Source organism: Actinacidiphila acididurans, assembly GCF_016918855.1.
GTDB lineage: Bacteria > Actinomycetota > Actinomycetes > Streptomycetales > Streptomycetaceae > Actinacidiphila > Actinacidiphila acididurans.
This window is the reverse complement of the sequence record NZ_JADKYB010000007.1, coordinates 134,092-149,928: the sequence shown is the minus strand read 5'-3', so window position 1 is coordinate 149,928 and position 15,837 is coordinate 134,092. Positions and strand designations below refer to the sequence as shown.

Annotated in this window: 13 protein-coding genes; 8 read left to right on the top strand and 5 right to left on the bottom strand. The window is 70.3% G+C overall.

Annotated features, from left to right (window positions below; all coding sequences use genetic code 11):
* Positions 1 to 60 precede the first annotated feature (60 nt).
* Positions 61 to 1,239, bottom strand: a complete 1,179-nt coding sequence (locus ITX44_RS15045; RefSeq protein WP_205357715.1) for a helix-turn-helix domain-containing protein — start codon at positions 1,237 to 1,239, stop codon at positions 61 to 63.
* Positions 1,240 to 1,383: 144 nt separating this feature from the next.
* Here ITX44_RS15045 and ITX44_RS43015 point away from each other — a divergent pair, with 144 nt between their 5' ends.
* The 5 genes from ITX44_RS43015 to ITX44_RS15020 all read left to right on the top strand — a co-directional run bounded on the left by ITX44_RS43015 (position 1,384) and on the right by ITX44_RS15020 (position 4,693).
* Positions 1,384 to 2,106 carry an ATP-binding protein gene (locus ITX44_RS43015; protein ID WP_372440918.1) on the top strand — a complete coding sequence of 241 codons (723 nt, stop codon included), beginning with the start codon at positions 1,384 to 1,386 and terminating at the stop codon, positions 2,104 to 2,106.
* Positions 2,058 to 2,447, top strand: a complete 390-nt coding sequence (locus ITX44_RS15035; RefSeq protein WP_205357713.1) for a hypothetical protein — start codon at positions 2,058 to 2,060, stop codon at positions 2,445 to 2,447. The genes ITX44_RS43015 and ITX44_RS15035 overlap by 49 nt, the downstream gene beginning before the upstream one ends.
* Before the next feature lie 81 nt (positions 2,448 to 2,528).
* On the top strand, positions 2,529 to 3,650 hold the full coding sequence (locus tag ITX44_RS15030) for a radical SAM protein (protein ID WP_205357712.1): 1,122 nt from the start codon (positions 2,529 to 2,531) through the stop codon (positions 3,648 to 3,650).
* A complete protein-coding gene (locus tag ITX44_RS15025) occupies positions 3,647 to 3,817 on the top strand; it encodes a hypothetical protein (RefSeq protein ID WP_205357711.1) in 171 nt (56 codons plus the stop codon). Before ITX44_RS15030 ends, ITX44_RS15025 begins: the two co-directional genes overlap by 4 nt.
* Positions 3,818 to 3,898: 81 nt before the next feature.
* Complete coding sequence (locus tag ITX44_RS15020) at positions 3,899 to 4,693, top strand: protein kinase family protein (protein WP_205357710.1); 795 nt, start codon at positions 3,899 to 3,901, stop codon at positions 4,691 to 4,693.
* Between the two features lie 179 nt (positions 4,694 to 4,872).
* Here ITX44_RS15020 and ITX44_RS15015 read toward each other — a convergent pair whose 3' ends face one another.
* Both ITX44_RS15015 and ITX44_RS15010 read right to left on the bottom strand, forming a co-directional pair.
* Positions 4,873 to 5,835, bottom strand: a complete 963-nt coding sequence (locus tag ITX44_RS15015) for a pirin family protein (RefSeq protein ID WP_205357709.1) — start codon at positions 5,833 to 5,835, stop codon at positions 4,873 to 4,875.
* Positions 5,836 to 5,969: 134 nt separating this feature from the next.
* Positions 5,970 to 6,431 carry an SseB family protein gene (locus ITX44_RS15010; RefSeq protein ID WP_205357708.1) on the bottom strand — a complete coding sequence of 154 codons (462 nt, stop codon included), beginning with the start codon at positions 6,429 to 6,431 and terminating at the stop codon, positions 5,970 to 5,972.
* Between the two features lie 167 nt (positions 6,432 to 6,598).
* Here ITX44_RS15010 and ITX44_RS15005 point away from each other — a divergent pair, with 167 nt between their 5' ends.
* Complete coding sequence (locus ITX44_RS15005; RefSeq protein ID WP_205357707.1) at positions 6,599 to 8,425, top strand: acyl-CoA dehydrogenase; 1,827 nt, start codon at positions 6,599 to 6,601, stop codon at positions 8,423 to 8,425.
* A 651-nt stretch (positions 8,426 to 9,076) separates the two neighbouring features.
* Complete coding sequence (locus ITX44_RS15000; protein ID WP_205357706.1) at positions 9,077 to 10,360, top strand: M18 family aminopeptidase; 1,284 nt, start codon at positions 9,077 to 9,079, stop codon at positions 10,358 to 10,360.
* A 61-nt stretch (positions 10,361 to 10,421) separates the two neighbouring features.
* Here the strand turns inward: ITX44_RS15000 and ITX44_RS14995 are convergent, their stop codons facing one another.
* Together ITX44_RS14995 and ITX44_RS14990 are read right to left on the bottom strand one after the other, a co-directional pair.
* Positions 10,422 to 11,600 carry a hypothetical protein gene (locus tag ITX44_RS14995; RefSeq protein WP_205357705.1) on the bottom strand — a complete coding sequence of 393 codons (1,179 nt, stop codon included), beginning with the start codon at positions 11,598 to 11,600 and terminating at the stop codon, positions 10,422 to 10,424.
* A 122-nt stretch (positions 11,601 to 11,722) separates the two neighbouring features.
* Positions 11,723 to 13,819, bottom strand: a complete 2,097-nt coding sequence (locus ITX44_RS14990) for an ATP-binding SpoIIE family protein phosphatase (protein WP_205357704.1) — start codon at positions 13,817 to 13,819, stop codon at positions 11,723 to 11,725.
* Between the two features lie 204 nt (positions 13,820 to 14,023).
* Here ITX44_RS14990 and aspS point away from each other — a divergent pair, with 204 nt between their 5' ends.
* Positions 14,024 to 15,790 carry an aspartate--tRNA ligase gene (gene aspS, locus ITX44_RS14985; RefSeq protein WP_205357703.1) on the top strand — a complete coding sequence of 589 codons (1,767 nt, stop codon included), beginning with the start codon at positions 14,024 to 14,026 and terminating at the stop codon, positions 15,788 to 15,790.
* Positions 15,791 to 15,837 lie beyond the last annotated feature (47 nt).

The following is a 15,837-nucleotide window of genomic DNA, read 5'->3' as shown; positions in this document are numbered from 1 at the left end:
GGCGTGCTGCCGCGCTTCTTTGGGCACAGTTGCTGAAGTGGGCTGGTCAGGCCCAGTGGGCTAAGAGGCCAAACCCGCCCGCTTTGCCATGGTCAGGAGTTCAGGCTTTGACCGCTGGTGGAGAACGAACAGCACGCGGAGAACTTCACGGCTCATCGGATGGATTTCCGACAGTTGAGGGGCAACAGCGAAGGCACGCTTGAGTGCTTCCTCGGCGCCGGGCAGATCCTTCGTAGCGAGCCTCGCCCGAGCCACGTCGATGTAGAGCCGGCCGACTCGGTTCGGTTTCAAACCGGGCGGCGGAGTTGTCACCAGAGGCGCTGACATCTCTGTGGCTTTGTCTGGCTGGCCAAGCTCCACTCGGGCAGCCAATTCGTACAGAGCCGTGTTTCCCGCGCCGAATGTCAGGTTGTGCCTGAGCATGTCCGAGTCAAGTTGACTTGCCAGTTCGTGGGCGCGCCGCAGGTGTTCCGCGGTGGCTTGCTTGTCCTTGTTGCGGGAGGCGAGCACCACGCCGCGCAGATGCAGGCTACCGAGGTGGACGACCCGATCCACCCCGTTCGACCGTGCAGCTTCGTAGCGTCCGATGGCGCGCTCAACGATCGCCAGGCCGTCCTCGTACTGGCCGGCCGACTGATACGTACCTGCTTCATTCCAGGCCGCCGCGGCCTCGGCCTGCGGATTCCATGTCTGCTGAGCAGCCCAGAACTGACGGGACACGATCATGTCCGCGAGATCGGGTTGACCGAGCCGGTGGGCAACGGCGTATGCGCAACTGTAGACGTCGGCCACGTAGCCCCACGCCGTCGCGTCGCCGCCGGAGGCCAGAGCGCTCGCCGTGACCCGGCCCAGGAGCGAGGGCAGCAGCCTCAGCAGTTCCAGATACCGCGTGTCCGCCCGCAGCGCGGCAGCGCGATTGAGTTCTTCGGCCAGCGCGGTTGGGGTCGGCTGATCTTCTCGCGGGAGCGTGTGCCGCCTTACAGCACTGCGCAGTTCGTTGAGCAGGTCGGCCTGCTCGGACGGTCCCATGAACGGTTGGCCGTAGATCCGTGCTGTGGTGACGTGGAGAGCCCTCGCGATATCGGCCACCACCGGTGGCGTCGCGGCACGGGTCCCCACTTCGATTTTGCTGAGCAGGGAAAGCGAGATGCCCGCTTCGCGAGCGAGCTTGGCCTGGCCCATCCCTCGGGCCTTACGCAGGACGGCGATGTTTTCACCGGCCGCAGGTGTGCTCTCCATGAAGCCACTCTTCCACGAAGGGACCTGTTGCCACATCAAATGAACCTGGCGACCGTCCTGTTGTGCAAGCTTTGTGCCAAGTGATCTTGGTCCAGCGGAGTTCTCTGGTTACAGACAGCGAGCCGCGCCCAGGAAGGACCAGCGGTGGGACCACTCCACAACCGGCTAGACCTGGCATCCACACCGTCAGCGTCCAGGTACGCCCGCATGCACACCGAGGACGTACTTCGCGCCTGGCGAGTCCCAGCCCCGGCCAAGGCCGATGCTCTGTCGATCGTCGGCGAGCTGATCAGCAATGCCGTACGTCACGCCAACCCACAGCCGCAGCCGGGCCACGAACAATCTCCTGGGGAGCCCACCGTTCACGGCTGCACTCTCAACCTGCGGCTCATGCCGGATCACCTGCTCATCCTTGTGTACGACAAGGATCGCCGACCCCCTGTCCTGCGAGAGCCGTCAGACGAAGCCGAGTCGGGCCGCGGGCTCTTGCTGGTCGCTGGGCTCAGCGCAGCTTGGGGCTACATCTACCCCACTCCCACCTCCGGCAAGCTGGTCTGGGCGCGCCTCCTGATCACGCCACCTGCACAGCAGGCACAGGTGTCCACGGACAGGGGACAGCCACAGCGGTACGAGACGCCGCGCGAGCGGCAGCGCCCCGGATCCCACCCCGTTCCCGGGCCGGCTTCCCCGTCCCGTGTGACCGGAGCGGCACCAACCCGCACCACCCAGAACCCTTCGGCCGTGCCTGCAGGCCCTACCGGCAGCAGGCCAACCCTCGAAACACCCACCACCATCCACTTCAGCTACAGGACAGTGCCTTGCCCAACACCACCATCACCAGCCGTCCGCCCATCTGCTCGACCCTGACCGTCCTGCCCTACCCGCTGGCCCGTACCGCTCTGGCATGGGCGGGGGACGCTGCCGGCATGCCTGCCGACATCCGGGACCTGCGCTGCACCCTGGAGCACCACACCACCGGCCAGCACTACGCCATGGTCAACGCCGTGGCCGACAACACTGCCGTGTGGACCCGGTGGTCCGACGACCGTGGCCCGGAGAACCTTCTGGTCCTGCCCGACTGCCCCGCCACCCACGCCGAACACGGCCGCTGCTGCGAATACCAGGACCACCCCGGCGGCCACACCTGGCAGATCCACGACCCCTGGAACCCCACCCACGAGCCCGCGAGCGCCGCAGCGACGGTCTGACGCTCTACCCCCCCGCCATTCCCCGGCCAGGGCGATTCCGGGCCCAGGCTCCACCCATCCAGCGGAGTAAAGGGGAGCCCAATGCATGAAATTATCGCCAGCCCACAGAACGGAAAATTCACCCTCGTACGCCCGGGAGCCCGGACGGCGGTGCAGATCCCCGAAGCCATGTTCACCGGCTTGAGCGAGGCCGTGACCAGCAACGGTGGCCTGCCGGCCTGGTTGCCACCGCTGGCAGAGAAGGCGTGGGGCCTCAGCGCTGCCGTCCTCTCCACGCCGGGCAGCGTGCTGGTTCGTACTCCCACGCGCCTTGGGTACAACCGGGCGACGTGGGAGATCAACAAGGGGTGCAACTTCAACTGTGAGCACTGCTACCTCGCAGAGCGCCGGTTCGAGGGCCTTCCGAGAGACGGCAAGGAACAACTCCTCGACCTGATTCGTGACGCCGGCGTGCTGTGGCTCCAGTTCACGGGCGGCGAGCCCACCATCGACAAGGACTTCGCCCATTCCTACGAGTACGCCTACCGGCTCGGTATGCTCATCGAAATCCTGACCAACGGAAGCCGGCTCCACCGCCCCGAGATCATCGATCTCCTGTCCTCGCTGCGCCCCCACAAGGTGACCGTCTCTCTGTACGGGGCGTCAGAAGAGAGCTTCGATGCGCTGACCCGTAAGCGCGGGGCCTTCAAACTCCTGATCCGCGGGCTCCAGGCCATGAAGGAGGCCGGCGTCGCGGTGGAACTCGCGCTCATCATCACCAAGCACAACGCCCACGAAGTACCCGCGATGCGGACCCTGGCCGAGGAGTACGCGACCTCCTTCACTGAGTACGCGAACATCTCACCGACCTACGACGGAACACCTGACCCGCTGGCCGCCCAAGCCCCCGGGTTCCTCGACAAATCCGCCGTCTTCAACGGCTGTCCCGCAGGTCACACGTTCTTCCATGTGGACCCGCACGGGTTCGCAACCATGTGCAAGGTCGGCCGGAAGAACCCGATCGGCCTCATGGCAGAAGGACTGGACGGTCTGCTGCGTCTGCCCGCCATCGCGGACGCCCAAATGCTTCGCTCCGGTGGCTGTAGCGGCTGCCGGCTCTCGGCCACGTGCCGAGTGTGCCGGCCGCTGGCGAAGGTCTACCAGCAAGCGAAGGCACCGCTGGAAACGTACTGCCAACACGGAAACGGAGATGATGCTCTATGACGGCTGTAGTCGTGGAGATCACCACGCGCCCTTCAGTCGGCACCCTCGCACCCAGGCCGATCACGGGAGTAGCGATGGAGCCCGCGGGGCCGGTCATCGTGGAAGATGTCGAGACCCTGGCCGAGGGGGCCACGCCGGGCTGCGGCGACGACAACCCCTACAACTGAACGTCCGCACCGACTGCTGGCGGGTCGGCGAGAGCCGGCCCGCCGGCCTACGCATGAGAGCACATCGTGACGACAGCACGAATGGCGTTCGGCATCCTCCCGCCGGGCCTGGTCGCCGACATCGAGGCCCGCACGGGCCCCATCGGCGAGGTGGTGTCCGTGAGCGAGGGGTACAACAGCCAGATCGCCGTACGCATCCGTTGCGCCTCCGGGACCTACTTCGTCAAGGGACTCCAGTCCAGCCACAAGCGTGTGTGGACACAGCAGCGGGAAGCCGAGATCAACCCCCACCTGAACGGGCTCTCACCGGCTCTCATCCGGCACATCAGCGACCATGGCTGGGAGCTGCTGATCTTCGAAGCCCTCGAAGGTCACCACGCCGACTACTCTGCCGGGTCGGCAGACCTGCCGATGGTCGCCACGCTGCTTTCCCGCCTCTCCGAGACGCCATGCCCCGACCTCGATCTGCGGCCCGTGGATGACCGCCTCAAGAGCTACGTGACGAAGCCTTCCGACGCCAACCTCTTCAAGGGGGAGGCGCTGGTCCACACGGACCCGAACGACACGAACGTGATCGTGACGGGCTCTTCGGCCAAGCTGGTCGATTGGGCCTGGGCATCTTGTGGGGCCGCGTGGCTGGACGCCGGTTACTGGGTCATCTGGCTCATGGCCGCAGGCAAGCACGATCCCGCTTCCGCGGAGAAATGGGCCGGCGAAGTACCGGCCTGGCGTGAGGCCCCGCCGGAGGCGCTGACGGCCTTCGCGGAGGCCAAGGCGAACTACTGGGACCAGGTTGCCGGACCCGACCCTGACCCCTTCACCGCGAACGTACGAACGGCAGCCCAACAGTGGGCGCGATACCGCCACGTCCTGTAGCGACATCCCGCAGGCGGTTCGTAACGCGACCCTTGAGCGAGATCAACACCTTGACTCTCCACGGCCCTCCGCGTCGACAGTGCGGAGGGCCGGCGTCGTCCGTACGCGCAACAGCCACCCTGGGCGCGGTTCCGCGGGCTCGTCCCCGCGCCAGAAACGCACAAGCTGTACGGCAGGACTCAGCGGCCGTACGGCGAGTCGGCCGGGATGGTGCCGAGGCGGCCGGCCTGGAAGTCGTCGAAGGCCTGGGCGAGTTCGGCGTGGGTGTTCATGACGAACGGGCCGTACTGCATCATCGGCTCGCGGATCGGCCGGCCGCCCAGCAGGACGACCTCGAGGTGGGCGCTGCGGGAGTCCTGGGTCTCCGCGGCGCGGACGGTCAGTGTTTCGCCGCCGCCGTAGACCACGGCCTGGCCCATCCGGAAGGGGCGCTGCTCGGGGCCCGCGAAGCCGCTGCCGGCCAGGCCGTAGGCGAGGGCGTTGAAGTCCGAGCGCCAGGGCAGGGTGACCTCGGCGCCCGCGGTGAGCGACAGGTGGATCATCGTGATCGGGGTGTGGGTGGCCCCCGGACCCTGGTGGCCGTCCAGGTCGCCGGCGATCAGCCGGATCAGGGCGCCGCCGTCCGCGGAGGTCAGCAGCTTCAGGCCGCCGGCCCGGATGTCCTGGTACTTCGGCGCGATCATCTTGTCGTTGCGCGGCAGGTTCACCCACAGCTGCAGCCCGTGGAAGAGGCCACCGCTGAGCACCAGCTCCTCGGGCGGCGTCTCGATGTGCAGCAGGCCGGAGCCGGCCGTCATCCACTGGGTGTCGCCGTTGGTGATGGTGCCGCCACCACCGTGCGAGTCCTGGTGGATGAAGGTGCCGTCCATGATGTACGTGACGGTCTCGAAGCCGCGGTGCGGGTGCCAGGGGGTGCCCTTGGGCTCACCGGCCGCGTAGTCGACCTCGCCCATCTGGTCCATCATGATGAACGGGTCGAGGTACTTGTAGTCGATGCCCGCGAAGGCGCGGCGGACCGGGAAGCCCTCGCCCTCCAGGCCGCTGGGCGCGGTGCTGACCGCGAGCGCGGGCCGCGGGCGGGCGCCGGTGGGCGCGGTCACCTTCGGCAGGGTCAGCGGATTGTCCACGGTGACGGCAGGCATGACAGCCCTCCTTCGGTTCCTCTGCTTCCAATCTAGTTGAAAGCTGAACATCCAGCAAGGCGTAGCTGTTCCCGCAGGGTTCTGCCCGGTCTCCGGCCCGGTCCTGCCCGGTTCCGCGGGACCCGAAGCGTCCGCTATCCGTACATCCTGCGCATCGTGAAGTCGACCATCTGCTCGACCGCCTTCGCGTCGAACACCATCCGGTGCTGCCCGTCGATGTCGAGCACGAAGCCGTACCCCGTGGGCAGCAGGTCCAGCACCTCGGCGCCGGTGATCACGAAGTACTTGGACTCCTTGCCTGCGTACCGCCGCAGCTCCTTCAGGGAGGAGAACATCGGGATGACCGGCTGCTGGGTGTCGTGCAGCGCCAGGAAGCCGGGGTTCTCGCCGCGCGGGCAGTACACCTTGGACGTGGCGAAGATCGCCTGGAAGTCCTCGGCGGCCATCGAGCCGGTGGTGAAGGCGCGCACCGCGTCGGCCAGCGACGGCGGGGACGGCTCGGGATAGGCGGCCGACGGTTCGGCGTAGCCGCCGCCCATGGCGCCGCCGCCCGGGACGCCGGGCCCTGAGTTCACGCTCTGCTCGTAGCCGTACACGCGTCCAAGCCTAACGAAGGAATCACGTCACATCCGGCCGATGGGGCTTGCTTCTTATTACTGACGGGTAGCATCATTTACCACGACCCCTAGATGTGCGCATCGCATGATCTGTCGTGACAGCAGTGCCGGAAACAGTGCCGGAAACGGAGCCAGGAGCCAGCCTCATGGGCCACTACAAGTCGAACCTCCGCGACATCGAGTTCAACCTCTTCGAGGTGCTCGGGCGCGACCAGCTCTACGGCACCGGTCCGTTCGCGGAAACCGACGCCGAGACCGCGCGCGACATCCTCGGCGAACTGGCGCGGCTGGCCGAGAACGAGCTGGCCGAGTCCTTCGCCGACGGTGACCGCAACCCGCCCGTCTTCGACCCGGAGACCAACACCGCGCCGCTCCCCGACACGTTCAAGAAGAGCTTCGCCGCCTTCATGGACTCCGAGTACTGGCGCCTGGGCCTGCCCGAGGAGATCGGCGGCACCCCCGCGCCGCGCTCCCTGGTCTGGTCCTACGCCGAACTGCTGCTCGGCTCCAACCCCGCGGTGTGGATGTACGCCTCGGGCCCGATGTTCGCCGCGATCCTCCACGAGGAGGGCACCGAGGAGCAGCGGAAGATCGCCGCCCTCGCGGTCGACAAGCGCTGGGGCTCCACCATGGTGCTCACCGAGCCGGACGCGGGCTCCGACGTCGGCGCCGGCCGCACCAAGGCGATCCAGCAGCCCGACGGCTCCTGGCACATCGAGGGCGTGAAGCGCTTCATCACGTCCGGCGAGCACGACCTGTCCGACAACATCCTCCACTACGTGCTGGCCCGTCCCGAGGGCGCCGGCCCCGGCACGAAGGGGCTGTCGCTGTTCCTGGTGCCGAAGTACGAGTTCGACCCGGAGACCGGCGAGCTGGGCGAGCGCAACGGCGTCTACGCCACCAACGTCGAGCACAAGATGGGCCTGAAGGTCTCCAACACCTGCGAGCTGACCTTCGGCGACAAGCACCCGGCCAAGGGCTGGCTGATCGGCGACCGCCACGACGGCATCCGGCAGATGTTCCGGATCATCGAGTTCGCCCGGATGATGGTCGGCACCAAGGCCATCGCCACCCTGTCCACCGGCTACCTCAACGCCCTGGAGTACGCCAAGGAGCGCGTCCAGGGCCCCGACCTGGCCCGCTTCATGGACAAGACCGCGCCCAAGGTCACCATCACCCACCACCCCGACGTGCGTCGCGCCCTCATGACGCAGAAGGCGTACGCGGAGGGCATGCGCGCGCTGGTCCTGTACACCGCGTCCGTCCAGGACGCCATCCAGGTCGCCGAAGCGGCCGGCGAGGACACCAAGCGGCTCCAGTCCCTCAACGACCTGCTCCTGCCCATCGTCAAGGGCTACGGCTCGGAGAAGTCCTACGAGCAGCTCGCCCAGTCGCTCCAGACGTACGGCGGCTCCGGCTACCTCCAGGAGTACCCGGTCGAGCAGTACATCCGCGACGCCAAGATAGACACCCTCTACGAGGGCACCACCGCCATCCAGGGCCAGGACTACTTCTTCCGGAAGATCGTCCGCGACCAGGGCCAGGCCCTCACCGCCCTCAGCGAGGAGATCAAGAAGTTCCTCGCCGAGGCCGCCGGCGGTGAAGAGCTCGCCACCGCCCGCGACCAGCTCGCCCGCGCCGCCTCCGACCTCGAGGCCATCGTCGGCGCCATGCTCGCCGATCTCTCGGCCACCGAGCAGGACGTCCGCTCCATCTACAAGGTCGGCCTCAACACCACCCGCCTCCTCCTCGCCTCCGGCGACGTCGTCGTCGGCTACCTCCTCCTCCGCGGCGCCGCCGTCGCCACCGAAAAACTCCCCTCCGCCTCCCCCAAGGACACCCCCTTCTACGCCGGCAAAATCGCCGCGGCCAAGTTCTTCGCCGCCACGATCCTCCCCACCCTCGCCACCACCCGCACCCTCGCCGAATCCGTCGACCTCACGGTGATGGACCTCCCGGAAGAGGCCTTCTGATCCGTTGCTGCCGCTGACGGCGTACGGCACCCGATAGCTGTCCGATCTGCACCCGATGTGCGGCCGGCGCCGCGTGGGCGCGAGCAACCACGACCCGGCGGAGTGCGGCACCCGGTGGAGTGCGGCACCCGGTGGAGTGCGGCACCCATGAGGGGCGCGGGGCTGTGCCCGATGTGCGGCTGGCGCCGCGTGGGGGCGAGCAACCATGACCCGGTGGAGTGCGGCACCCAAAGGGGCGCGGGGAACTGCGCGAGCAACCACGATGCGGCGGCAGCCGGCGGTGTACCGCAGGTACGACGGCGGGCTGCCGCCCAGGCGGAGTGCGGCACCGACATAGGGGCGCGGGGCTGTGTCCGATGTGCGGCTGGCGCCGCGTGGGCGCGAGCAACCACGATGCGGCGGCAGCCGGCGATGTACCGCAGGTACGACGGCGGGCTGCCGCCCAGGCGGAGTGCGGCACCGACATAGGGGCGCGGGGCTGTGTCCGATGTGCGGCTGGCGCCGCGTGGGCGCGAGGAACCACAACGCAGCAGGCCCCGGCACACAGCAGCAACCCCCCGAGCTGGAAACCGTAAAAAGCCCAAGCCGGAAGAACGCACCGCCGAAGGAGTACGGCACCCTTCGCCCGGCCCGAACCTATGCTTGGCCGCCATGAGCCCTTTCGACCACACCCACACAGATGACCTCGCCGCGTTCGTCACGGCGAGCCCCTCGCCGTACCACGCCGTGGCCACCGTCGCGGAGCGACTGACGGCAGCCGGCTTCCGGCAGGTGAGCGAGACGGACGCGTGGGACGGCGAAAGCGGCGGCAAATTCGTGCTGCGCGGCGGCGCGGTGATCGCCTGGTTCGTCCCGGGCGGAGCCCTTCCGTACAGCCCGTACCGAGTGGTCGGCGCACACACGGACTCGCCGAACCTGCGGGTCAAGCCCCGGCCGGACCTGGGCGCGCACGGCTGGCGGCAGGTGGCCGTGGAGGTCTACGGCGGCCCGCTGATCAACAGCTGGCTCGACCGGGACCTGGGCCTGGCCGGCCGGCTGGTGCTGCGCGACGGGTCGACCAGGCTGGTCTCGGTGGACCGGCCGCTGCTGCGGGTCGCGCAGCTCGCCATCCACCTCGACCGGTCGGTCAACGACGGCCTGACCCTGGACAAGCAGCGCCACCTCCAGCCGCTGTGGGGACTGGGCGAGGCGCAGGACGGCGACCTGATCGTCTTCCTGGCCGAGGAAGCGGGCGTGCCGGCCACCGAGGTGACCGGCTGGGACCTGATGACGCACGACGTGCAGCCGCCCGCCCGGCTCGGCCGCGACGGCGAACTGCTGGCCGCCCCGCGGCTGGACAACCTGCTGTCCGTGCACGCCGGGCTGGCCGCGCTGCTGGCCGCCGCGGCGACCGGGGACGCGCTGCCGTACGTGCCGGTGCTGGCCGCCTTCGACCACGAGGAGAACGGCAGCGAGTCCGACTCCGGCGCGCGCGGCCCGCTGCTCGGCAATGTGCTGGAGCGCTCGGTGCACGCCCGCGGCGGCAGCTACGAGGACCGGCTGCGGGCCCTGGCCGGCACGGTCTGCGTCTCCTCCGACGTCGGCCACGCGGTGCACCCGAACTACGCCGAGCGCCACGACCCCACCCACCACCCGAAGGCGGGCGGCGGCCCCATCCTGAAGGCCAACGTCAACCAGCGCTACGCCACCGAGGGCACCGGCCGGGCCCTGTTCGCCGCCGCCTGCGAGCGCGCCGGGGTGCCGTTCCAGCACTTCGTGTCCAACAACACCATCCCGTGCGGCACCACGATCGGCCCGATCACCGCCGCCCGCCACGGCATCGCCACGGTCGACGTCGGCGTGCCCATCCTGTCCATGCACTCCGCCCGCGAACTGTGCGCGGCCGACGACCCCGGCTACCTGGCCGCGGCGCTCACCGCGTTCCTGACGGACTGACCGGACGGACGGGAGCGAACCGACCGGGCCGTACGGGCCGTACAGGCCGTACGGCTGCCGCTCAGCCGCCGGACCCGGTGAGCACCAGCGGAACCGGCTCGGTCGTCTCCGACGTCTGCGCGGCGCCGGCCAGGGTGAGGCCGGCGGGACCGGCCGCGAGCCCGAGCACGTACCAGTACGACCCGTCGGACGGCTGCGGCAGCGGGACCTGCCGCCAGGCCGGCCCGGTCAGCCGGTAGAGGGCGGGGGAGCCGTCGGCAATGGTGTCGCCGACCGCCGTGATCCCGCCCGGGGTGACCGCGAGACCGGTGAAGCGGTGCAGGGCCGGCGGGGCCGCGACCTGGCGCCAGGTGCCGGCGGTACGGCGCAGCACCAGGGCGTGCCCGCGGTCGCTGTCGTCCAGGCCGGTACGGCCCACCGCCCACAGCCTGCCGTCCGGGCTCTGGCCGAGCTGGGCGACCTCGCCGAACACGCCGGTGGCCGGCAGTGCCTCCTTGGTCCAGTTCTGCCCGTCGAAGTGCTGGATCTCGGGGTTGTCCTCGGCGCTGTAGCCGGCCACCCACACGTCGCCGGGCCCGCGGGCCACCACGGTCTGCGGGGTGAAGTCCGCCGGCTGCGGCACCGGGATCCGCTTCCAGGCGGAGCCGTCCCAGTGCTCCACCAGCGCCTCGAAGTGCGAGACGATCTGGGTCGGGCCGCCGTTCGGGTCGGGGATCACGCTGTCGGTGATCTCCGACCAGCCCGCGCCCCACACGTCGTCCGGGGCCGGCTCGGACACCGACAGCAGGCCGCCGCCGCGTGCCCCGTCCGGCAGCGGCGCGGTCACCAGCGACCAGGCCGAGCCGTTCCAGTGCTGGGTCCAGATCCCGCCCAGCGAGTCGTCCTCGTCGCCCACCACCCAGCCGTCCCCGGCGCCGTGCGCTGCCGCCGCGTTGATCCGGCTGTGCCCGCCGAAGGGGGCCAGCGGTGCCTGGCTCCACCGGCCCGCGCCGTCCCCGGTCAGCAGCAGCGGCGTGACGGCGCTGCCCCGGCCGTACGGGACGAACGTCATCCCGAACGCCCAGGTGGCGCCCGCGTCCACCGGCAGCGCACCGATCAGCGAGCCGTCGCCGGGCGGCAGCGCCGGCCGCACGAATCCGCCGCCCGGCGTTCCCGCCACCGCCGCTTGGGGGGCCAGCATCCCCGCCGCCCCCACCGTCACCATTGCGGCGGCCACCGCCACAGCCCTCAATACGCGCACGATCGTGCCTTCCGTTCGGCCGGAACATCGGTCACACCAGTGACGCGCCGGCCGGTACGCGGTGTTACGCGTGCGGTCGTGCGGGGTGCCGTGGCGGCGGGCCCCCGATGACGTGGCCCCGGCTACGCGGCCGCGCGCGGCTCCCCGGGCGCCGGCTCGCCCGGCGGGGCCGAGGTGGGCGGCTCGACGAAGTCGAACCAGATGCACTTGCCGTCGCCCCGCGGATTCACGCCGCAGCAGTCGGCCAGTTCCTCGAGCAGCAGCAGGCCGCGGCCGGAGGACGCCATCTCGCCGGGGGAGCGGCGGTGCGGCATCTCGTCGGAGGAGTCGGCGACCTCGACGTGCAGCCGGCGCACCCCGGGCAGGCCGGTCAGCTCCGCGGCCAGCAACGCGTCGGCGTCGGTGTGCACCAGGACGTTGGCGACCAGCTCCGAGACCAGCAGCACCGCGGACTCGCGCTGGTCGTCCGAGGCCCAGTCGTGCAGCAGCGCGCGGATGTCGTCGCGCGCCGACTTGATCGCGGCCGGCTCGTCCTGCGGCACCGTGATGACGGTGCGGCGGCTGGGCATCGCGCAGGTCGGGCCGTCCGGGTCGCGGCGCAGCAGGACCAGCGCGATGTCGTCCTCGCGCCGGTCGGCCAGCGGCCCGGTGGTGTGGTGCGAGCCCGGTCCGTGCACCGCGCGGACCATGGCGTCGGCCAGCGCCTCGAGGTCGTGGGCGGGGCCGGCCTCCAGCACGCCGGTCAGCCGTGACCAGCCAGTCTCCAGGTCGTGCCCGCCGGTCTCGATCAGGCCGTCGGTGCACAGCATCAGCACCTCGCCGGGCTCCAGCACCAGCCGGGTGGTCCGGTAGTCCGCGTCCGGGTCGATGCCCAGCGGCAGCCCGCCGGGAGTGCGGCGCACGATGGCGCTGCCGTCACCGAGCCGTACCGCGGGCTCCGGATGGCCGGCCCGGACCAGGTCCAGCGTGCCGGTGGCCGGGTCCACCTCGACGTACATGCAGGTGGCGAACCGTATCTCCGACGGGTCCCGGTGACCGTCGAGGGCGGCCAGGAACCGCGAGGTGCGGGACATCACCGCGTCCGGGCCGTGCCCCTCGGCGGCGTAGGCGCGCAGCGCGATCCGGAGCTGGCCCATGATCCCCGCGGCCCGTACGTCGTGGCCCTGCACGTCGCCGATGACGATCGCGGTACGTCCCGAGGGCAGGTCGATCACGTCGTACCAGTCGCCGCCGACCTGGAGCCCGCCGCCGGTCGGCACGTAGCGGGCGGCCATCTTCATGCCGTCGATGCCGGGCTCGGACACCGGCGGCACGGCGTGCCGCGGCCCGTCGGGCATCGCCCGCTCCGACTCCTGCACCTGGGCCCGGGACAGCGCCTGGGCGAGCATCCGGGCCACGGTGGTGAGCACCGACCGCTCGTCGGGGGTGAACTCCACCGGCTCCCGGAAGGCGGCAAGCCACGCGCCGATGGTGGTGCCCGCCACGGTCAGCGGCAGGAACGCCCACGAGGAGCGGCCGAAGGGGCGGGTCAGCGGCCACGTGTCCGGGAACCGCTTCTCGTACTCCTCGGGGGTGGGCAGGTAGACCGCCTGCCCGGTGCGGACCACGAGCGCGGCCGGGTAGTCCGTGGTCAGCGGCATCTGCGTGAACGGGCCGTCGGCGACCGTCTCCCGTCCGTGTCGGCCGATGAGGGCCAGCCGGTCGCCGTCCAGGCCGAACACCGCGAGGCCGTCGGGCGAGAAGCCGGGCAGCGACAGGCCGGCCGCGACCCGCAGCACCTCCGCGGTGGAGTCCGCCTCGGCCAGCGCCCGCCCGGCGTCCAGCAGGAACGCCTCGCGGACCTGCCGCCGCCCGCCGGCCGGCGCCGCCTGCTCCCCGGGCCGGCCGGGGCGTACCTCGTGCAGCGACCCGCTGAGCAGCGGACCCTGCCGGCGCAGCCGGGCCCGTACGGTGCGCCGCACGCTGCCGTCGTCGCCGGTCACCCGCAGCACGGACTCGGCGACCGTGCCCTCGGCGGTGGCCAGCGACACCGCGCCGGCCAGTGCCACGTAGTCCGCGGCGTGCAGCCGCTCCCGTACCGCCGACGACCGGTGCGTGGCGGCACCGCCGGACAGCTCCAGCAGCCGGGCGGCGCGGCCGTCGACCGTCACCGTGCCGGTGGATTCGTCCCACTGCCACAGGCCGTAGCCCACTGCGGCAAGGACGTCCTCAGTGCGCATTTCGCCAGTTTATGAGGAATGGGTCGGTATTCGACAAGCCGGGGCAAGATATGGCAAGAGACGTTCCGGCCGTGTTCCGCCCGTGGCCGGCCCGTGGCCCGGTATCCGGCTGGGGGAGCGGGGGCGGGCGCCGGTAGGCTGAGCCCGACACCCACGGGCCCGGACGAGGCCCGGGTCTGGACGAGACGGGACGAGAGACGAGAGATGCACCGGTACCGGTCCCACACTTGCGGCGAACTGCGCGCCACCGACGTCGGCACCGACGTCCGCCTGTCCGGCTGGCTGCACAATCGCCGTGATCTGGGCGGCATCCTCTTCGTCGACCTGCGTGACCACTACGGCTTCACGCAGCTCGTGGCCCGCCCCGGCTCCCCGGCGTACGAGCAGCTGTCCGGCCAGTCCAAGGAGTCCGTGGTCCGGGTGGACGGCCGGGTCGTGGCCCGCGCCGACGAGAACATCAACCCGGACCTGGCCACCGGCGAGGTCGAGGTCGAGGTGACCTCCTTCGAGGTGCTGGGCGCCGCCGACGCGCTGCCCTTCCCGGTCTTCCCGGAGGACAACGCCAACGAGGAGATGCGGCTGACCAACCGCTTCCTCGACCTGCGCCGCCAGCGCATGCACCGCAACATCATGCTGCGCACCCAGGTGATCGCCTTCCTGCGGCGCGAGATGACCGCGCTCGGCTTCAACGAGATGGCCACCCCGATCCTGTCGGCCACCTCGCCCGAGGGCGCCCGCGACTTCCTGGTGCCCTCCCGGGTGCACCCCGGGACCTTCTACGCGCTGCCGCAGGCCCCGCAGCAGTTCAAGCAGCTCCTGATGATCTCCGGCTTCGACCGGTACTTCCAGATCGCGCCCTGCTTCCGCGACGAGGACTCCCGCGCCGACCGCTCGCCCGGCGAGTTCTACCAGCTCGACGTCGAGATGAGCTTCGTGGAGCAGGAGGACGTGTTCGGCGTCATCGAGAAGGTGATGACCGACCTGTTCACCGAGTTCGGCGGCGGCCGCCACGTCACCTCGCCGTTCCCGCGCATCCCCTACCGCGAGGCGATGGTCAAGTACGGCAACGACAAGCCGGACCTGCGCACCTCGCTGGAACTGGTCGACGTCTCCGGCGTCTTCGCGGGCTCCGACTTCAAGGCGTTCGCCGGCAAGCACGTGCGCGCCCTGGCCGTGCCGGACACCGGTGACCAGCCGCGCAAGTTCTTCGACTCCCTCGGCGAGTACGCGGTCTCGCTCGGCGCCCAGGGCCTGGCGTGGGTCCGGGTCGGCGAGGGCAACGCGCTGACCGGGCCGATCGCCAAGTTCCTCACCGAGGAGGACGTCACCGCCCTGGTCGCCGCGGTCGGCGCCAAGCCCGGCACCGCGGTCTTCTTCGGCGCCGGGGACTTCGACGAGGTCTCGCGGATCATGGGCGCGGTCCGGGTGGAGGCCGCGCGCCGGGCCGGCCAGTTCACCGAGGATGTCTTCCGCTTCTGCTGGATCGTGGACTTCCCGATGTTCGAGCGCAACGAGGACACCGGGCAGATCGAGTTCTCCCACAACCCGTTCTCCATGCCGCAGGGCGGTCTGGAGGCGCTGGAGACCAAGGACCCGCTGGACGTGCTGGCCTGGCAGTACGACATCGTCTGCAACGGTGTCGAGCTGTCCTCGGGCGCGATCCGGAACCACGAGCCGGACGTGATGTACAAGGCGTTCGAGATCGCCGGCTACTCCCGCGAGACCGTGGCGGCCGAGTTCGGCGGCATGCTCCGGGCGTTCCACTACGGCGCCCCGCCGCACGGCGGCATCGCACCGGGTGTGGACCGCATGGTGATGCTGCTGGCGGACGAGCCGAACATCCGCGAGACCATCGCCTTCCCGCTCAACCAGCAGGCGCAGGACCTGCTGATGGGGGCGCCCTCGCCAGTTCCCGAGACCCGGCTGCGCGAGCTGCACCTCGCGCTGCGCGGGCAGCAGAAGAAGAGCTGATCTTCTCAAGGCTCCGCAGCAGCCCGGCTTCCGGCCCGCGCCCTGGG